Source organism: Nocardiopsis sp. Huas11 (assembly GCF_003634495.1).
Lineage (GTDB): Bacteria > Actinomycetota > Actinomycetes > Streptosporangiales > Streptosporangiaceae > Nocardiopsis.
Window position 1 is genome coordinate 2,462,324 of sequence record NZ_RBKY01000001.1, and the last position, 15,507, is coordinate 2,477,830.

19 protein-coding genes and 1 tRNA gene are annotated in these 15,507 nt (G+C 67.7%); 8 read left to right on the forward strand and 12 right to left on the reverse strand.

Annotated features, from left to right (window positions below; all coding sequences use genetic code 11):
* Positions 1-17: 17 nt before the first annotated feature.
* A complete protein-coding gene (locus tag DFP74_RS10995; RefSeq protein WP_121181601.1) occupies positions 18-965 on the reverse strand; it encodes a GlxA family transcriptional regulator in 948 nt (315 codons plus the stop codon).
* A gap of 69 nt (positions 966-1,034) precedes the next feature.
* Between DFP74_RS10995 and DFP74_RS11000 the strand changes: the two genes are divergently transcribed.
* Positions 1,035-2,000: an NADP-dependent oxidoreductase gene (locus DFP74_RS11000; protein ID WP_121181602.1), complete on the forward strand. Its 966-nt coding sequence runs from the start codon at positions 1,035-1,037 to the stop codon at positions 1,998-2,000.
* A gap of 377 nt (positions 2,001-2,377) precedes the next feature.
* Positions 2,378-3,508, forward strand: a complete 1,131-nt coding sequence (locus DFP74_RS11005) for an endo-1,4-beta-xylanase (protein ID WP_121181603.1) — start codon at positions 2,378-2,380, stop codon at positions 3,506-3,508.
* A 67-nt stretch (positions 3,509-3,575) separates the two neighbouring features.
* Here the strand turns inward: DFP74_RS11005 and DFP74_RS11010 are convergent, their stop codons facing one another.
* Complete coding sequence (locus DFP74_RS11010; protein WP_121181604.1) at positions 3,576-4,370, reverse strand: cyclase family protein; 795 nt, start codon at positions 4,368-4,370, stop codon at positions 3,576-3,578.
* Between the two features lie 240 nt (positions 4,371-4,610).
* Between DFP74_RS11010 and DFP74_RS11015 the strand changes: the two genes are divergently transcribed.
* Positions 4,611-4,892, forward strand: coding sequence for a class II aldolase/adducin family protein (locus DFP74_RS11015; RefSeq protein ID WP_233571328.1), 282 nt, complete (start codon positions 4,611-4,613; stop codon positions 4,890-4,892).
* Between the two features lie 79 nt (positions 4,893-4,971).
* Here DFP74_RS11015 and DFP74_RS11020 read toward each other — a convergent pair whose 3' ends face one another.
* The 3 genes from DFP74_RS11020 to DFP74_RS11030 all read right to left on the reverse strand — a co-directional run bounded on the left by DFP74_RS11020 (position 4,972) and on the right by DFP74_RS11030 (position 7,219).
* A complete protein-coding gene (locus DFP74_RS11020; protein ID WP_121181605.1) occupies positions 4,972-5,604 on the reverse strand; it encodes an MBL fold metallo-hydrolase in 633 nt (210 codons plus the stop codon).
* A 113-nt stretch (positions 5,605-5,717) separates the two neighbouring features.
* On the reverse strand, positions 5,718-6,275 hold the full coding sequence (locus DFP74_RS11025; RefSeq protein WP_121181606.1) for a dihydrofolate reductase family protein: 558 nt from the start codon (positions 6,273-6,275) through the stop codon (positions 5,718-5,720).
* Positions 6,272-7,219 carry a helix-turn-helix domain-containing protein gene (locus DFP74_RS11030; protein ID WP_121181607.1) on the reverse strand — a complete coding sequence of 316 codons (948 nt, stop codon included), beginning with the start codon at positions 7,217-7,219 and terminating at the stop codon, positions 6,272-6,274. Before DFP74_RS11030 ends, DFP74_RS11025 begins: the two co-directional genes overlap by 4 nt.
* A gap of 237 nt (positions 7,220-7,456) precedes the next feature.
* Between DFP74_RS11030 and DFP74_RS11035 the strand changes: the two genes are divergently transcribed.
* Positions 7,457-7,639, forward strand: coding sequence for a hypothetical protein (locus tag DFP74_RS11035; protein ID WP_121181608.1), 183 nt, complete (start codon positions 7,457-7,459; stop codon positions 7,637-7,639).
* A 94-nt stretch (positions 7,640-7,733) separates the two neighbouring features.
* On the opposite strand, the gene DFP74_RS11040 is transcribed toward DFP74_RS11035, so the two are convergent.
* A complete protein-coding gene (locus DFP74_RS11040; protein WP_233570914.1) occupies positions 7,734-8,531 on the reverse strand; it encodes a sugar phosphate nucleotidyltransferase in 798 nt (265 codons plus the stop codon).
* A 29-nt stretch (positions 8,532-8,560) separates the two neighbouring features.
* Between DFP74_RS11040 and DFP74_RS11045 the strand changes: the two genes are divergently transcribed.
* Positions 8,561-9,001, forward strand: coding sequence for an NUDIX domain-containing protein (locus tag DFP74_RS11045; protein ID WP_233570915.1), 441 nt, complete (start codon positions 8,561-8,563; stop codon positions 8,999-9,001).
* On the opposite strand, the gene DFP74_RS11050 is transcribed toward DFP74_RS11045, so the two are convergent.
* The 4 genes from DFP74_RS11050 to DFP74_RS11065 all read right to left on the reverse strand — a co-directional run bounded on the left by DFP74_RS11050 (position 8,984) and on the right by DFP74_RS11065 (position 11,662).
* On the reverse strand, positions 8,984-10,555 hold the full coding sequence (locus tag DFP74_RS11050; RefSeq protein ID WP_233570916.1) for a hypothetical protein: 1,572 nt from the start codon (positions 10,553-10,555) through the stop codon (positions 8,984-8,986). The genes DFP74_RS11045 and DFP74_RS11050 overlap by 18 nt on opposite strands.
* A gap of 375 nt (positions 10,556-10,930) precedes the next feature.
* A complete protein-coding gene (locus DFP74_RS33490; RefSeq protein ID WP_158612988.1) occupies positions 10,931-11,107 on the reverse strand; it encodes a hypothetical protein in 177 nt (58 codons plus the stop codon).
* Positions 11,100-11,339, reverse strand: a complete 240-nt coding sequence (locus DFP74_RS11060; RefSeq protein WP_121181613.1) for a hypothetical protein — start codon at positions 11,337-11,339, stop codon at positions 11,100-11,102. Before DFP74_RS11060 ends, DFP74_RS33490 begins: the two co-directional genes overlap by 8 nt.
* Positions 11,339-11,662: a hypothetical protein gene (locus DFP74_RS11065; RefSeq protein WP_147453851.1), complete on the reverse strand. Its 324-nt coding sequence runs from the start codon at positions 11,660-11,662 to the stop codon at positions 11,339-11,341. The genes DFP74_RS11060 and DFP74_RS11065 overlap by 1 nt, the downstream gene beginning before the upstream one ends.
* A 114-nt stretch (positions 11,663-11,776) precedes the next feature.
* Here DFP74_RS11065 and DFP74_RS11070 point away from each other — a divergent pair, with 114 nt between their 5' ends.
* Positions 11,777-12,667, forward strand: coding sequence for a helix-turn-helix transcriptional regulator (locus DFP74_RS11070; protein WP_121181615.1), 891 nt, complete (start codon positions 11,777-11,779; stop codon positions 12,665-12,667).
* Positions 12,636-12,821: a DUF397 domain-containing protein gene (locus DFP74_RS11075; protein WP_121181616.1), complete on the forward strand. Its 186-nt coding sequence runs from the start codon at positions 12,636-12,638 to the stop codon at positions 12,819-12,821. The genes DFP74_RS11070 and DFP74_RS11075 overlap by 32 nt, the downstream gene beginning before the upstream one ends.
* 750 nt (positions 12,822-13,571) lie before the next feature.
* Here DFP74_RS11075 and DFP74_RS11080 read toward each other — a convergent pair.
* On the reverse strand, positions 13,572-14,813 hold the full coding sequence (locus DFP74_RS11080; protein ID WP_121181617.1) for a sigma-70 family RNA polymerase sigma factor: 1,242 nt from the start codon (positions 14,811-14,813) through the stop codon (positions 13,572-13,574).
* A gap of 129 nt (positions 14,814-14,942) precedes the next feature.
* Between DFP74_RS11080 and DFP74_RS11085 the strand changes: the two genes are divergently transcribed.
* Positions 14,943-15,224 carry a helix-turn-helix domain-containing protein gene (locus DFP74_RS11085; protein WP_053619917.1) on the forward strand — a complete coding sequence of 94 codons (282 nt, stop codon included), beginning with the start codon at positions 14,943-14,945 and terminating at the stop codon, positions 15,222-15,224.
* Positions 15,225-15,391: 167 nt separating this feature from the next.
* Here DFP74_RS11085 and DFP74_RS11090 read toward each other — a convergent pair.
* Positions 15,392-15,465: transfer RNA gene (locus DFP74_RS11090), tRNA-Ile, on the reverse strand.
* Positions 15,466-15,507: the final 42 nt, after the last annotated feature.

A 15,507-nucleotide genomic window follows, 5' to 3' on the forward strand; every position in this document is an offset into this window, starting at 1 on the left:
GATCGGCCGGAGCGCGGTCAGGCGGCACCGCGGAAGGTACGCCGGTAGGCGATCGGGGAGACGCCGATCGCCGTCTGGAGGTGCTGGCGCAGGGACGTGCCCGTGGCGAAGCCCACCCGGATCGCGATCTCGTCCACCGGGAGGTCGCTGGTCTCCAGCAGGTACCGCGCGCGGTCCACGCGCTGCTGGATCAACCACCGGCCGGGGCTCGTCCCCACCTCATCACGGAAGCGGCGGGAGAAGGTGCGCGCGCTCATCCGGGCGTGGGCGGCCAGATCCGCCAGGGACAGGGGTCGGTGCAGGCGGTCCAGCGCCCACTGACGTGTGGCGGAGGTTCCGTCCTCGGGAGCCTCGGGGACCGGCCGCTCGATGTACTGGGCCTGGCCGCCGTCGCGCCAGGGCGGCACCACGCACACGCGCGCCACGTGGTTGGCGACCTCGCTGCCGTGGTCGGCGCGGATCAGGTGCAGGCACACGTCCACACCGGAGGCGGCGCCCGCCGAGGTCAGCACGTCGCCGTCGTCGACGAACAACACGTCCGGGTCCACGTCCACGTGCGGATACCAGCGGCGGAAGACGTCCGCCAGCGCCCAGTGGGTGGTGGCCGGACGACCGTCCAGGCGGCCGGTGCCGGCGAGCACGAAGGCGCCCGTGCAGATGGACACCACACGGGTACCGGGCCGGATCCACGCCAGTGCGGCGGACACGGCCGGGGACGGCTCGCGCTGGATCCGGGCGCTGTCGTAGGGCGGGATCACCACGGTGTCCGCGGTGCCCAGGACCTCGGCGCCGTGCTCCACGGTGAGCGCGAAGTCGGCGTTGGTGGACACCGGTCCGCCGTCGACCGTGCAGGTCAGGACTTCGTACCGCCCCTGGGCGGCCCCGAAGACGCGGTTGGGGATGCCCAGTTCGAACGGGTACACCCCGTCCAACGCGAGGACGACGACTCGATGGGGGCGCGACATGGCACGATCCTATCGAAAAACGGCAATCTTGCCATGGCCCTCGCGCGACGACTCGGCCACCCTGGACCCATGAGCGAGAACACGAACGACGCACCCACCATGCGCGCCATCAGCCAGGACACCCACGGCGGACCCGAGGTCCTCACCGAGACGACCGTGCCCCGGCCCGCCCCCGGCCCGAGCCAGATCCTGGTCGCCGTCCACGCCGCCGGTGTGAACCCCACGGACTGGAAGCACCGCGCCGCGGGCCTGTTCCTGAACCGGCTCCCGCTGACCCTGGGCTGGGACGTCTCCGGAGTCGTCGAGTCCGTCGGCTACGGCGTCACCCTCTTCAAGCCCGGCGACCGGGTCTTCGGCATGCTGCCCTACCCGCACGGTGTGGGAGCGCACGCCGAGTACGCCGTCGGCCCGGCCCGCGCGTTCGCGCACACGCCCGAGGGCATCGACCACGTCCAGGCCGGCGCCCTCCCGCTCGCCGCGCTCACCGCCTACCAGGCGCTGGTGGACACGGCCGGCGTCGGGAAGGGAACGCGGGTCCTCGTGCACGCCGCGGCCGGCGGCGTGGGCCACCTCGCCGTGCAGATCGCCAAGGCCCGCGGCGCCCACGTCATCGGCACGGCCAGCGCGGCCAAGCACGACTTCCTGCGCGAGCTCGGCGCCGACCAGGTCGTGGACTACCGCGAGGAGGACTTCGCCGAGGTCGTCGAGGACGTCGACGTCGTCCTCGACCCGGTCTCGGGACAGACCCGCACGCGCTCGCTCGACGTCCTCAAGCCCGGCGGCGTCCTGGTGTCGCTGCTGCCCGGGCAGGACCCGGACGAGGCGGAGCGCGCGGCCGTCCGGGGCGTGCGGGTGGAGACCCTGTTGGTGGAGGCCGACCACGCGGGCATGGCGGCGATCGCCGAACTCGTGGCCGAGGGGAAGCTGCGCGCCCACGTCCAGAAGACGTTCCCGCTCGCCGACGCGGCCCAGGCGCACGCCTTGGGCGAGACCGGGCGGACCACCGGCAAGATCGTCCTGGTCGTACGGGACTGAGCCAAGAGGAAGCGCCGGTGGCGGGCGGAGGCCGAGCGGTCCCGCGCGACACCGGCGGCCCACGCCCGATCGCTCCGCGACGGAAGCCATGCGGGGCCATGCGAGGCCGGGGCGAGGCCGGGGCGGGACCGGGACGGGAACCGAAACTATCGGTTCCCGCCCCTTTTCTGTTTCCTTCACCAGGCGCGTTCACCACAGCACTTCTGCGGCTGCGACCTGCCGTTTCTGCTGAGCTGATCCCACGAGCATCAGCCCCGCACCGGCCTGCGTTGCATAAGGGCGGGTATTGACGCGAACTTCGCGCTCAATCTAATGTCGGGAGTAATTAATTTCCGAAAAGTTTCGGAAACTTATCCCGCGAGGATTGGAGACCCCCCATGCGACCGATCCGCACCCTCCCCGCACTCCTCACCGCGACCGTGCTGGCGCTCCCACTGGTCACCGCGGCCGCCGTCCCACCGCCGGAGTCCGGCGTGCGCGCGGCCGAGACCTCCGCCGCGCGGCAGCACACGCTGCGCGACGCCGCGCCCGAGGGACTCGTCATCGGCACGGCCGTCGCCGGCGGCGGACACCACGCCGAGCAGGACTACCCCGACCCCTTCACCCACGACAGGCGCTACCTGCGGCACATGTCCGCACAGTTCAGCTCACTGTCGCCCGAGAACCAGATGAAGTGGGAGTACCTGCGCCCCGACCAGGACACCTACGACTTCACCGCGGCCGACGCCATCGTCGAGTTCGCCGAGGACAACGGCCAGGTCGTCCGCGGCCACACCCTCCTCTGGCACAGCCAGAACCCCGAATGGCTGGAGGAGGGCGACTTCTCGCGCGAGGAGCTGCGCACACTCCTGCGTGAACACATCACCACCGTCGTCGGCCGCTACTCCGGCCGGATCCACCAGTGGGACGTGACCAACGAGATCTTCCTGGACGACGGGGAGCTGCGGACCCAGGACAACATCTGGATCCGCGAGCTCGGCCCGGAGATCATCGCCGACGCCTTCCGCTGGGCGCACGAGGCCGACCCGTCCGCCGAGCTGTTCCTGAACGACTACAACGTCGACGGGGTCAACGCCAAGAGCGACGCCTACTACGAGCTCGCCCAGGACCTGCTCGACCAGGGCGTGCCGCTGCACGGATTCTCCACGCAGGGGCACCTGAGCCTGGACTACGCCTTCCCGGGTGACCTGGAGGACAACCTGCGCCGCTTCGACGAGCTGGGCCTGCAGACGGCCATCACCGAGCTCGACGTGCGGCTGACGCCGGACAAGCGCGACCGGCCGAGCAGGGACCAGCTCCTCCAGCAGGCCGACTACTACCGGCAGGCGCTGGAGGCGTGCCTGAACGTGGAGGGGTGCCGTTCCTTCACCATCTGGGGCTTCACCGACAAGTACTCCTGGGTGCCGCACTTCTTCGAGGGCGAGGGGCACGCGACGGTCATGACGGACCGCTTCCATCGCAAGCCCGCCTTCCGCGAGCTGCTCGACACCCTGGCCGCCGCCCGCTAGCGGCGGGAACGGCCACGGGGTCCGGCCCCTCCGGGGAGCCGGACCCCGACGGCCACGGAGCCGCAGGCTACCCGCGCTCCGCCGCCTCCTGCTCATCGATGACGGCCACGGCCCGGGTCCACCCGGCCGAGGCCGCGTGCACCTTCGTCGGGAAGCACACGACCTGGAACCCGACGGCCGGCAGGGCTTCGAGGTTGTGCAGCTTCTCCAGGTGGCAGTAGCCGACCTCCCGACCGGCCTTGTGCCCCTCCCAGATCACCGAAGCGTCGCCCTCGCGCGCGTAGCGCCTGGCGGTGTGGACGAAGGGGGCGTCCCAGCTCCAGGCGTCGGTCCCGGTGAGCCGCACACCCCGGGAGAGCAGGTGCAGCGTGGCGTCCCGGCCCACGCCGCAGCCCGTGGAGACGTAGTCGTCGTGCCCGTAGCGCTCGCCCGCGCTGGTGTTGACCACGACGATCTCCAGCGGACTCAGCCGGTGGCCGATCCGGTCCAGCTCGGCGTCGATGTCGTCCGGTGTGACCACGTACCCGTCCTCGAGGTGCCGGAAGTCCAGCTTCACCCCGGGTTGGAAGCACCACTCCAGCGGCACCTCGTCGATGGTGATGGCGCGCTGACCGCCGTCCATCGTCGAGGCGTAGTGGTAGGGGGCGTCCAGGTGCGTGCCGGAGTGCGTGGTCATGCGCACCCACTCCACCGCCCAGCCCTCCTGGTCGGGCAGGTCGTCCCTCTCCGCCCCGGGGAAGAAGCGCAGCAGGTCGTCCTGTGTCTCCTGGTGGCCGAGGTAGTCGATCTCCGGGGTGAGTCCGGGCGGGTCGGAGGGGATTCCGGCCCGCAGGGGAACGGAGATGTCGACGAGTCTGCGCATGCCGTCCGGCTCCTGTGTGTCTCGGTCACTGGGTGCCGCCGAGCGGCGCCACCGCCTTCCCCCTACCTCCGCGAGCAGTCGGCGCAAACCCGCGCCGGTGGATTCGTCCACATGACGACATGGCGATCTGTGGACTCGGCGACCTGGCGATCTGGCGCCCCGGCGACCAGGCGCCTTGGCCCGCCGTCGGCCCGGTCAGGCCGACGCGCCGCGCTCCCGCCCGTCACGCCCTACCTCGTGATGCGGGTCGGACAGGCGCCCCTGGTGCCCTACGCGGCGCCGGGCAGCGAGCGGCTCGCCCGCAACGACGCAGGGCTGCCCGGACGGTTCCGGGCCGCGCTGCTCGCCAACCACGGCTCGCTCATGGCCGCCGCGGACCCGGCGACGGCCCTGGACGGCGCGATCGAGCTGGAGGAGGCGTCCCGTATCGTCGTCGCGCTGCGGGACCGCGAGTTCGCGGCGCTCTCGGCCGAGGACGTGCGGGAGCTGACCGAGCGCTACGGGAGGACCTGGGACATGTGAGCCCGCGGCGGCCACGGCCGACGGCACGGGGCCGCGAACCGGGTGCCGCGGACCGGGTGCGCGGACCGGGTGCCGCCGGTCAGAGGTCGGCCGAGTCCCCGACCTCCAGGCGCCTGTTCTCCGAGGGGGTGAGGGAGCCCACCAGCCTGTCGAAGACGGTGGTGCCTGCGGGGCTCAACAGCCCGTCGTGGACGTCGATGGTGCGCGTCGGGGCGACCTCGCGAACGTAGTCCACGACCTCCTGGGTCCTGCTCCAGGGCGCCGCGAGCGGGAGCAGCAGGGTCTCCACCGGGCTGTCGGGCACGGTCAGGGCGTCGCCGGGGTGGAAGAGGGAGTCCTCGACCAGGAAGCCCACGTTGGCGATCCGGGGCACGTCGGGGTGGATGACGGCGTGGTACTCGCCGTGGACCCGAACGCTGAGGCCGGCCGCGGTGAAGGCGTCACCGTGGCCGACGACGTGCACCCGGCCGGGGAAGGCGGACGAGAGCCGGTCGGCGACGGCCCCGGTCGTCCACACCTGGACGGCCGCGTCGGCTTCGAGCGCCGCCCGCACCCGGGCCTCGTCGAAGTGGTCCGGGTGCTCGTGCGTGATGAGGATCGCCTCGGCGCCCGCGAGTTCGTCCTCGGAACCGAACATGCCGGGGTCCGTGACCAGGGCGCGACCGTCCCTGGCCACGCGAACGCAGGAGTGGGTGTTCTTGGTGAGCTTCATGGTCGGGCTCTCTCATGGGGTGCTGGGCCGACCGTCCGCGTCCGCGGACGGCCGTCCCAGTGTTCCCCCTCCCGGCCGCCGGCACGCGGCACCCGGTGGGCCGTGTCCCGCCCTCAGCCGCGGACGACCTCGTAGCGCAGGCAGGCGAAGGATCCCAGGAGCTTGGCCTCCAGCGCGCGCAACTCCACCCGGCCGTCCAGCAGGGGGGCGCCGCCGCCGAGGCTGACCGGTGCGATGGACACGACGACCTCGTCGAGCAGGCCCAGCCGGGCCAGGTCGGCGGCCAGGCGGCCTCCGCCGACCACCCATACGTCGCGGCCGCCGGCGGCCTCGGCCATCTCCGCGTGCAGGTCCCTCAGCTCCTGGTCGGTGTCGGCACTGGCGAAGCGCAGGTCCCCCTCCAAGCGGGGGAGCTCGCGGTGGGTGAGGACCCAGGTGGGCGCCTGGTAGGGCCAGGGCTTGTCGCCCTCGTGCTTCACGATCCACTCGTAGGTGGTCGCGCCCATGACGATCGCGCCCGCCTTGGAGATGAAGTCCTCGGTCTCGTTGAGGGCCTCACCGTTCTCGGCTCCCGGTTCGGACCCCTCCACCGCGAACAGCCACCCCAGGGAGTTGTCCTGGTCGGCGATGAACCCGTCGAGGCTGGTGGCGGTGTTGTAGACGGTCTTCATGGTGTGTCTCCTCGTCGTTCGTTGCGGCTCTGCAGCCATTCCAGCGGGTCGCCGTGGCCGACCTCGACCCCGGCGGACCGCAGCATGTGCCGCACGGCCTGCCTGCGGTGCGCCGAGTACGTCAGGACGTGCGCCACGACCCCGCCGAGCATGAAGCTCTCCGGTGGGTCGCACAGGGCGTCGATGAGCCGGTCGCCCCAGGCGTCCCTGCGGCCCATGTCCTCCACGGCCGCGATCCAGCGCGCCCCCGCCTCCTCGTGGCGGGACAGCAGCGACGCCGGGTCGTCGTTCCCCCGTGCCGGGAAGTCCGCCCCCTCGATGGAGGCGAGCCAGACCTCCTTGGCCCGCACCAGGTGCTCCAGGGTGACGGCGATGCTCTCCTCCGGACCGTCCCAGGTCATGACCACGCGGCCGGGGGCCCACGCCTTCCGGTAGTCCTCCTCCGAGAGCTCCCCGGCCAGGCGGATGAGCAGTGCGGTGTCGTCCACGTCGTGGTGGATCTGGAGTGCGGTCAGATCCATGGCCGGGCGGCTCCTCGGGTTCTCCTCCACCCACAGGTGGAGCGGCGGATGGAAGTGGACACCGTTGGGGGAGGGCAGCCACCGTCCGCTCCCGGCGGTGGTGGCGCTCGGCGGGTGCCCGAAGGCGCGGGTGAAGGCCCGGATGAACCCCTCCACCGACTCGTATCCGGCGGCGAAGGCCGCGTCGGTGACGCTGGACCCCTGGCCGATCTGCCAGGCGGCCCGCTCCAGCAGGACCCGCCGGCGCAGCGCCACCGGTGACTCCCCGGTGCCCCGGGAGAACCTCCGGCTGAAGTGGAACGGTGAGGAGTGGGCGCGGTCCGCCATGTCCGACAGCCGGGTGCTGCCTTCGTCCAGGACCGCGTCGAGGAGCTCGCGCAGCCGGTCGCGTCCCGAGGGCGGTTCGTCGGTGGGATCGGTCATGTGACCAGTATGTTCACGCCGCTGCCGGCGGCGCTTGACCGATCTTGCCCTGTGTCGGAGAGCCCGCCGGCGGGGGCGGGGTCGCCGACCGCGGCCGGGTCGACATGGCGATTGGGCCGGGTGTCGACAAGTCGCCGAGCCGACGCGCGCACACCCGACCGTTGGCCGTGGCAGTCCCCCTCACGGACAACGGTCGGGTAGGTACACATCAGCAAGCACTACAAATAAGGAAAAAACATGACTCGCTACTACATACGCGCCACGATCGACGTGAACGAGGACCAAGAGGACACGATCCGCACCGAGCACGACCTACCGCAGGACGCTCCGCTGGTCCACACCATCCGCACCGAAGTGTGGGAGGCGATCACCGCGGCCGGCCAGGAGAGCAACTACTGGGGGCAGGTCAAAATCAGCTAACTCGAACGTGCCACGAGGTGTTTCGCGCCAGGTGTGATGAAGGCTCTGGCATGTACCGGCAAGAAACGCCCGCACTCCGGAACCGGCCACGCTCTCAAGGCGCTGGGGATCCGAGGTCGGTCACGGGCGAGCTGATGGGGCACACGCGAACCGGATGGGTACGCGCGTAGACCGACAGGGCCAGGGACAGTTTCGGTTCCATGGCGCGGCCGGGGCGGTACGACCACAGGAAGTCAAGGAAGGACCGGTCGGTACGAGCCCGTCCCTCCAAGAGCACAAGCGAGTCCGGACCGTGCTCGCGTTCGAGGTCACTTGCCGTGAACTCGTCCGGCTTCTCCACCAGGTCCACCATGAACCCGCGGTCGCAGACGATCACCCCGCGGCTCGGAGCCTCCGTTCGGTTGTACGGACGCACGATCACCGACGTACCTCCGTCCGTGTCACGCAGCCTCAACAACGGGTCGTCTTCTGGGTAGAGGTTGTCGGCATAGGCGACATAGAGCTCGTGGGGGTGGTCGAGCATGGCGTCAGCGTTGAGGACTGAAGTGATGTCGCTGTAAGGACCTTGCTGCGCCGTGAACCTCAGGTCGAGGCCAGGCCAGCGGGGACCATGAGGAAGAGGCCGTTCAGCTGCTCGGGCGTACCCCTGGGAATCGACCAGAGCCCGGCTGGCCCAGGCATGGATGAAGTGCTCGTAGTACGGATGATGGACCATCGCGGCCCGCACACACCCCATTTGTGCGATCTCGTCCAGGACATGAACGATTCCCGGAATTCCCTGCACCGGGTAGAACTCCTTGGGGAGGTAGCGAGACCATTCTGCTCGCCGTGTTCCCAGACCACCAGCAGCGATCACCACCTCTGTTCGGCCTTGGTTCTCGATCAGCTCCATGGTTCCATTCCGTTCGCTAGGGTGCGGGTATGGATACGCGAGTGACGGGCCTCCTCGTGGAGGACGGAAAAGTACTGCTCCTGGACCAGGACACCGATGGTCCTCGCAGGTGGAGCCTGCCCGGTGGGCGGGTTGAGGAGGGCGAGCAGCTCGGTGACGCCCTGGTGCGCGAGATGCACGAGGAGACCGGCGTCGAGGTCGAGGTGGGACGCCTGTTGTACCTGTGCGACCACATCGTCCCGGAAAAGAATTTGCACGTCGTACACATCACCTTCGAAGTTCGCCGCCTGGGTGGATCTGTGGGTGAGATAACGGAGGGACTCGACTCCCGCCCGATCCGAGGTGTGGAATTCGTGAAAACGGGGGATCTTCCCCACCTCGGATTCAGCGAGCGTTTCGTCCAGTTGGTCGAGGACGGGTTCCCCGGAGCCGGTTCCTACATGGGACCGAAGTCAGCGATCGGACTGTGACAGGACGCTGATCACCTGCTGATCGTGTTCGCTCAGGCAGCGGTCAGTCCGACCGAGACCATCCATCCACGTGCGCAGGCGATCCGCGATCTCCTCCAGCGGGAGACCCGGTCCGGTCGTCCGATCTCGGACTAGGCGAACACCGACTCCGCGGGAGGCCCCGAGCAGGTGTCGGGAGCGAGCTCGACTCACCTCCTCTCGGCTGCTCGGGGTGTTCCACGCCGCTCCGTGGAGATAGCGCGTCACCGGTGCCCACGACGGCTCGCTGCCCGGCCCGTCGGCACACCAGACCTGGAGATTGCCGACCCGATGGTGCACCGCGTCCGCCCCGGAGCCGGGCTCGGCAACCGGGGTCGCGTCTCCCACGGAGTAGGCGGCGTTGCTCGCCTGTACGCCTTCGGTGAGGATGTCCATCTCCTCCCGGGTGGGCAATCGTGCCCCTTCGGAGAGGGCGTAGGCAGCCGCACCGATCCAGGTGACCCAGTAGGCCGGGTGGTGATCGAAGCCAGGACTGACACGCCAACCTTCCTTGGCTGAATGCAGCCGGCCACCGCGTTCGTGCGGCATGACGATAGCGAGGAGGTGTACACCGGCCGTCGTGTTATCCAACCCGGCGGCGGCAAGGCCGTTGAGCAGGCCGCACATCTCGGCGTTCGTCACCAGGACGTTGCGCCAACGGAGCTCATCCGACGTGGCCGTGACGTAGGTGGGGCTGGGAGGAGATGTCAGTAGCGGGACGGGCGTTCGCGGACTCCTGGAGCCGCGAGTCGGAGGATCGGCGCGTCGGTAACGGTCCGCCCCCGCCAGCCAACGGGTGGCGCGGTCGGCGACTGGCGGCGTCAACAAGTCACGCAACAAGACCGCGTTGCGTTCGGTCTCCGCGTTGACGAGTTCGACGTCACCTGGACTCAGCCCCACGACCAGCTCGTGCTTGGTGCGGTTGGTGGCGAAGGTGCCGTCCACCACGGGTTGGTTGGCTTCGAACCCGGGGGACACCGTTCGCCTGGCTTCGGGCACAAGCCGCATGACCGGACTCATGGCGGCGTCTCGATCGAGCACAGCGGATTCGTAGGAAATGTGTGCGTGTTCGCGTTCGGACAGGGCCTCCGCAAGCAAGCCTGTGTTCAAGGCGATGAGGCGGGTCAGAGCGACAGGCGCGACAGGGCTGTCGTCGGGAACCAGTCTGGCCCACTGGTTGCGTGCAGGATCGTGAGTCATGGCGGCGATTCGGCGGTAGATATCGCCATACCTCCAGCGGCGCCACAGGTCTCCGCGATTGAACGAGCTGGCCACCCCCAGCGGGGAGCGGGAAAGCACGAGCACTGGCGACTCGGGGAAGAGCCGCAGGAACCTGTCGGTCGTGAAGTAGAGGTTGGTCTCCTTGATCACGTGCGGCCCGCCCTGGTGCTTGCCTCGGACAAACGCCTTCAACCAGTGCACCGCGATCGTGTGATCGCTCGGAGCGGAGGACAAGGGAGAGTAGGGATGTTCCAGCCCCAACTGTTGCCGGAGGGGCTCATTGTGTTGGATCGTCGCGTGTCGCAGGGCGTCCATAGTCCAGTTGGATCCCACACGTTCCGACGTACCGAGCAGGAGTATCGGCGAGCGGTCAGGTGCCACGGGAACGTCCTCCAGAGGGAAGAGGCGATCACCGCGTCGCGGTGATGGTGTCCTTGCAGTACTTGCAGGTGGCCGTAGCGGTACGGCCATGGCGGACCGGGGGTTGGTCCGGGATGTAGTGGTGCCCTTGCGGGCTGGTACACGGGGTTGCGCCGTCCATGACCGCGCTCCTGTCCAGGCGCTCTGTGGCGGGCGCGAAACTCGGGGGTGGTGACGCCCCCGTGCGCTGAGACGAGTGCGTCAGTGGGGCCGCGCATACGCGGTCGCGTGCCGTGCTCGCGAAGCCGGGAACGCTCCGGGGCCGGCGGATCAGCCCATGGCCGCGCGGATGACGGCTTGGAGATGGGCGACGACGTCGCCATCGGCCACGGGTCTGGGAGGCCCGATCAAGGCCAGTCCGACCGTGTCCGCGAGGGTGGAGAGGGTCAGCACTTCGGTTGACTCAGGCTCGGGGGTGTCGAAAGCGGAGTCGTAGGGATCACTCACCACTGGTCTCCAAGTGTTCGAGGGGCGACTTCCAGACGAGGGCAAGCGGGTGAGGGTCTGGTCGGTGTCCGCGAGCCACGCGGGTGGCGGGTCCCTGGGTGGCGCCCCACAGCGGTTCGCCCTCCAACGTGGAACCGAGGTACCGCAGGTGAGTGCGGTGCTCGTGAGCCCACGCGGTCAGCGCGTGCATGTCGGCGAGTTCACGGATGTCGAAGACCGTTGTGGGTGCCATCACGCCACCGCCACTCTGGGCCGAATGAGCGGAACGGGCCCGGTGACGACGGCGGGCCAGGCGGGACCCGGATTGGCATAGCGGCGCACACGGCGCGACCGGTGACGCCGGACGGCGTTGGCGGCGATGTCGACGGTCAGCCACACGGTCGACAGGATCAGGTACACGCCGCGGAACGTGGCTCCGCTGGAATGCGGTCGGCGCGCCAAGGCGGTGCCGAACGACGCCACGTCCGCTACCCGCACCGTGTGGTCATGGCGGGATTCCTGATCCACCTCTAGGGCAAGTTGCACCCTTGTAGCGTTGATCAACGAAAGTGTCATGTCAGTTCACTCTCTGTGGCCATCCTTAGGTACAGCCATGATGCAACGGAACTTGGCATCACACAAGCAGAAAACTGGAAATTGCCATGATTCGAGGTGTCTAGACTGCGAGACATGCGACGCGACCACAGCCCCACCGTCCGGCTACGCCGACTCGCCACAGAGTTGCGTAGGGCACGGGAGGCGACCGGAAAGTCCCTGGCTGAGTCGGCGAAGGCCCTCGGCTGGGGCTCCCCGAAGCTGTCCAAGATCGAGAACGCCGAGCGGCGCCTGAACACCACCGATCTCGACAGACTTCTCGACCTGCACGGCGTGACCGAACCCGAGACCCGTTCCGAGCTTCATCAGCTACTGAAGGACTCCAAGGAACGCGGATGGTGGTCCCGGGCTCCGTATCGTGGTGTCTTCCCCGACCTCCTGCCGGACTTCGAGGCTGAGGCGTCCGTGATCCGCACGTACGAGTGCCAGGTGATCCCCGGCCTTCTCCAGCACCCGGACTACGCCGAGTCCGTGTTCCGTGGCGGGCAAGTCCGCGACGGCGATGCCGTACGGCGCAACGTGGACGCGCGAATCCAGCGCCAAAGCATCCTCAACCGTTTCGACCCGCCCCGCTACTGGGCGATCATCGACGAGGCCGCCCTCCGGCGCCAGACTCGCGACCCCGCCGTCATGCAGGCCCAACTACGCCACCTGGTGCAGATGGCCGCTCGACTCAACATCACGATCAACGTCCTCCCGTTCTCCGCTGGCCACCACGCCGGCATGAACGGCGCGTTCGTCCTCCTGGACTTCCCTCACCCTCTTGACCCGGCGCTGGCTTACGCTGAGACCTACGCCGCTAGCATGTTCCTAGAGCAACCGGACGAAATCGAGCGGTACGACGTCGCGTTCGGCCTGATCAGCAACGCTGCCCTCAGTGCCGCCGAGTCCGTTGACTTCCTGGAACAGCTCATAGCCGAGTCAGAGGACCGAGATGCAGAGCCCGCAGAACTGGCGCAAGAGTAGTTACAGCGGCGACCGGAGCAACTGCGTCGAGGTCGCCGACGTGCCCAGCGGTGCCGCGCTACGCGACTCGCAGAACCCGGACCTCGGCCACCTCCGGTTCGCACTCACCGAGTGGACGGCGTTCCTCGGCAGCGCCGAGACAGACCTCCGCTAACCCACCACGAACACATGCGGCCCCCGGTCGATGACCGGGGGCCGACGCATACCTAAGAACGGCCCGCGAGCGGATCGACGCACATGGGGCACCTGGCGGCGGGTCGGAGACGCTCCGTCCCATACGGCCAGAGGGTCACCACAGAGCTTCCATCACACCCAGCGCAGAACGCTCTGCCCTGATCGCGCAGTGCACGACTCAGTTGTGCGACCAGCGCAGCGACGACGCATGCTAGATCACGAAAGCAAAGGCTGTGATCGCTCCTAGGAACAGGCCCAACCCCGTGAGAAGAGAGACTCCCCACGGTTGCCCAGATTCCCGAGCAACCAAAACGCCGAAGACTGAGGTCAAGAGGGCAAGTAGGAAGAGAACGAAGTAACTAAGCATGACGAAGCCTTTTAAAATTGGTTAAGAGCGGGCCAACACGAAGACGCGGCTGTCATTCGGGCGGTGTCGGTCTCAACCACGAAGGCCGGGTGTCGGTTCGGCTCGTCATGCTTGGGCCAGTTTCGCGTGGGGTCACGAAACCGACCACATGCCAGCGTAGAGCGCGAAGGCGTCTGTGTCCCCCGTTCCGCCAATTTCCCCGAAAAATTTTGAGTCCTTCGCGTCCTCGTCGACCGACGTCAACACGTGACACAGACCGATCAGGTCCTGGAAGGCACTCGTGAATCCGTTGCGGTGGCTGGTCTACGCCGCTAGCGCGCCCCGGCAGAGTGCCACCCAGAGACACCGACAGGCGTACTGCCATCACTTGTCCAGCTCGAAGAAGTCCACAGCTTTCCGCTGGATCTGGGCGAGTCGCTTGGAAATCGGGCTGTGGTTGGCGTAGCCGAGCTTCTCGGCGATCTCGTGCTGCCGGAACCCGCTACTGAGCAAGACGACGACCTCGTGCTGCTTTTCGTTCAGGAGTGCGAGGAAGTCACTGGTGACCAGCTTGCCGAGAACCTCGCTCTCAGGCCCCTGCACCGGGATGGTGTCGGTCAACTCCACGAAGCGGACCTGCACCTTGCTACGTTTGCGGTAGAGCTTGCGTTCGAAGTCTTCACGGGCGTACGACCATCGGCTGGAGAAGTCATCCTCGACCCGATGGGAACGCACAGCGTCCAGGATGCCTCTCAAACGACCGGTAATATCTGCTGCCTCTACGGTGGCGATCACAAGGTCCTCGGCTTCCTCCTTCCCCATCCACACAGGACCGCCTTTGCGTAGGTTGCCTGTGACGGCCCCTGGAAGAAAGCTTCCATCTTCAAGGGGAACTGGGCCGACCGACTTCCCCTGGTCGACCTCTGGGAACTGCCTCAGGATTCCTTGGATGACCGTCGTGATTGGTGGAATCCAGTAATCGAGATTATGCGAGATCATCCGAATCGGGTCATCACTGGAGAAAGCTCGCAATGATGACCCCGAGTTGAGATGTGGCCAGACCGTCCAGGCCCACGCGTCCGCCAAGCGCCGCTCGAAACCCGAAGGAAGGAAGCGATCGGCATCACTGTGGTCGGCCATGAACGGCCACTGACCTCCACGGAGGAGAGGCAGGCCGAAGCGATCTAGCGTGTCCTTAGGCAGCAGGTGAAGCAGCGGTACGTACTCGAAGTACCGCGATCGAGTACGCGGGACAAGGATCGTGTTGATGTCACCAAGGTCGGCGATCTTCGCAATCGGCTCGGGGAGGTCATCACCGCTGAAGAAGCGTCGGCGGAACTGGCCTGCTTCCCAGAGCATGTTCCACGTGCCAACTCGGGCGATCAACTCCAAGGAGGCAGGGTCCATTGGGATGGCCACGTAGTCGGGAAGTTGCGGATCCAAGGGCCGGACCACACCAGTGAACATCATCCCCGCTGAGATGTTGTAGAGGGCGGGGTGCGTCTCAGGAGTGGCCTCATCCGGGGGGAGGAAAAAGCTCTCTCGTTGCCATGCCTCGATCTCGGCCGCCGTCGGCCCCTGGTCCTCGTTCAGCGCCCGGTCCGGTGCATCGTGTGTCTGTGCCATACCTACACCACGACAGTTCGAAGCGTTTTCGTTCCAGGTCGGACGGAGAAGCTACAACTTTCTCAAACCAGCGAAGGCGCCTGGGTCCGACATCGATGTCACAAGCTGTGGCCGTAGAGGCTTACCCCCTTGACGACGAAACCAACGCGCGGGAGAGCAGTGACCGAGGAGAGCAAGGCCTTCACGATCCGAGAGCTGTACGACCTGCCAGCGGCGGTGGACCTGATGACGGCCGCCCGTGCCCTGCACATGGGTCGGACGATGGCCTACGAACTTGCGAGGCGCGGTGAGTTCCCCTGCCGGCTGCTCCGCTACGGCGGAACCTACCGTGTGGTCACCGCAGAGCTCCTGGAGCTGCTGGGCGTGCCGCTACCGGCCAGGGGAGCGTCGGCTAGAGTCGAGTCGACATAGCGATTCGATCTGTTGTCGACTTGGCGTCCGGCCGGTGCCGCTCAGTGCCGGAGGAGTGCTCGTTCTGACAGGGGATGCCGTAGGGCCCCACGGTCAGATGACGGTCAAAAGAGGAAGAGCCCTGCTCTCCGAGGTGGAGAACAAGGCTCTGAACTGCACAAGCAGTGTGGGCGTACCAGGACTTGAACCTGGGGCCTCATCCTTATCAGGGATGCGCTCTAACCGACTGAGCTATACGCCCTCGTTCCGGAGGAAACTCTACCGCATCCAGAGAACCGGAGCG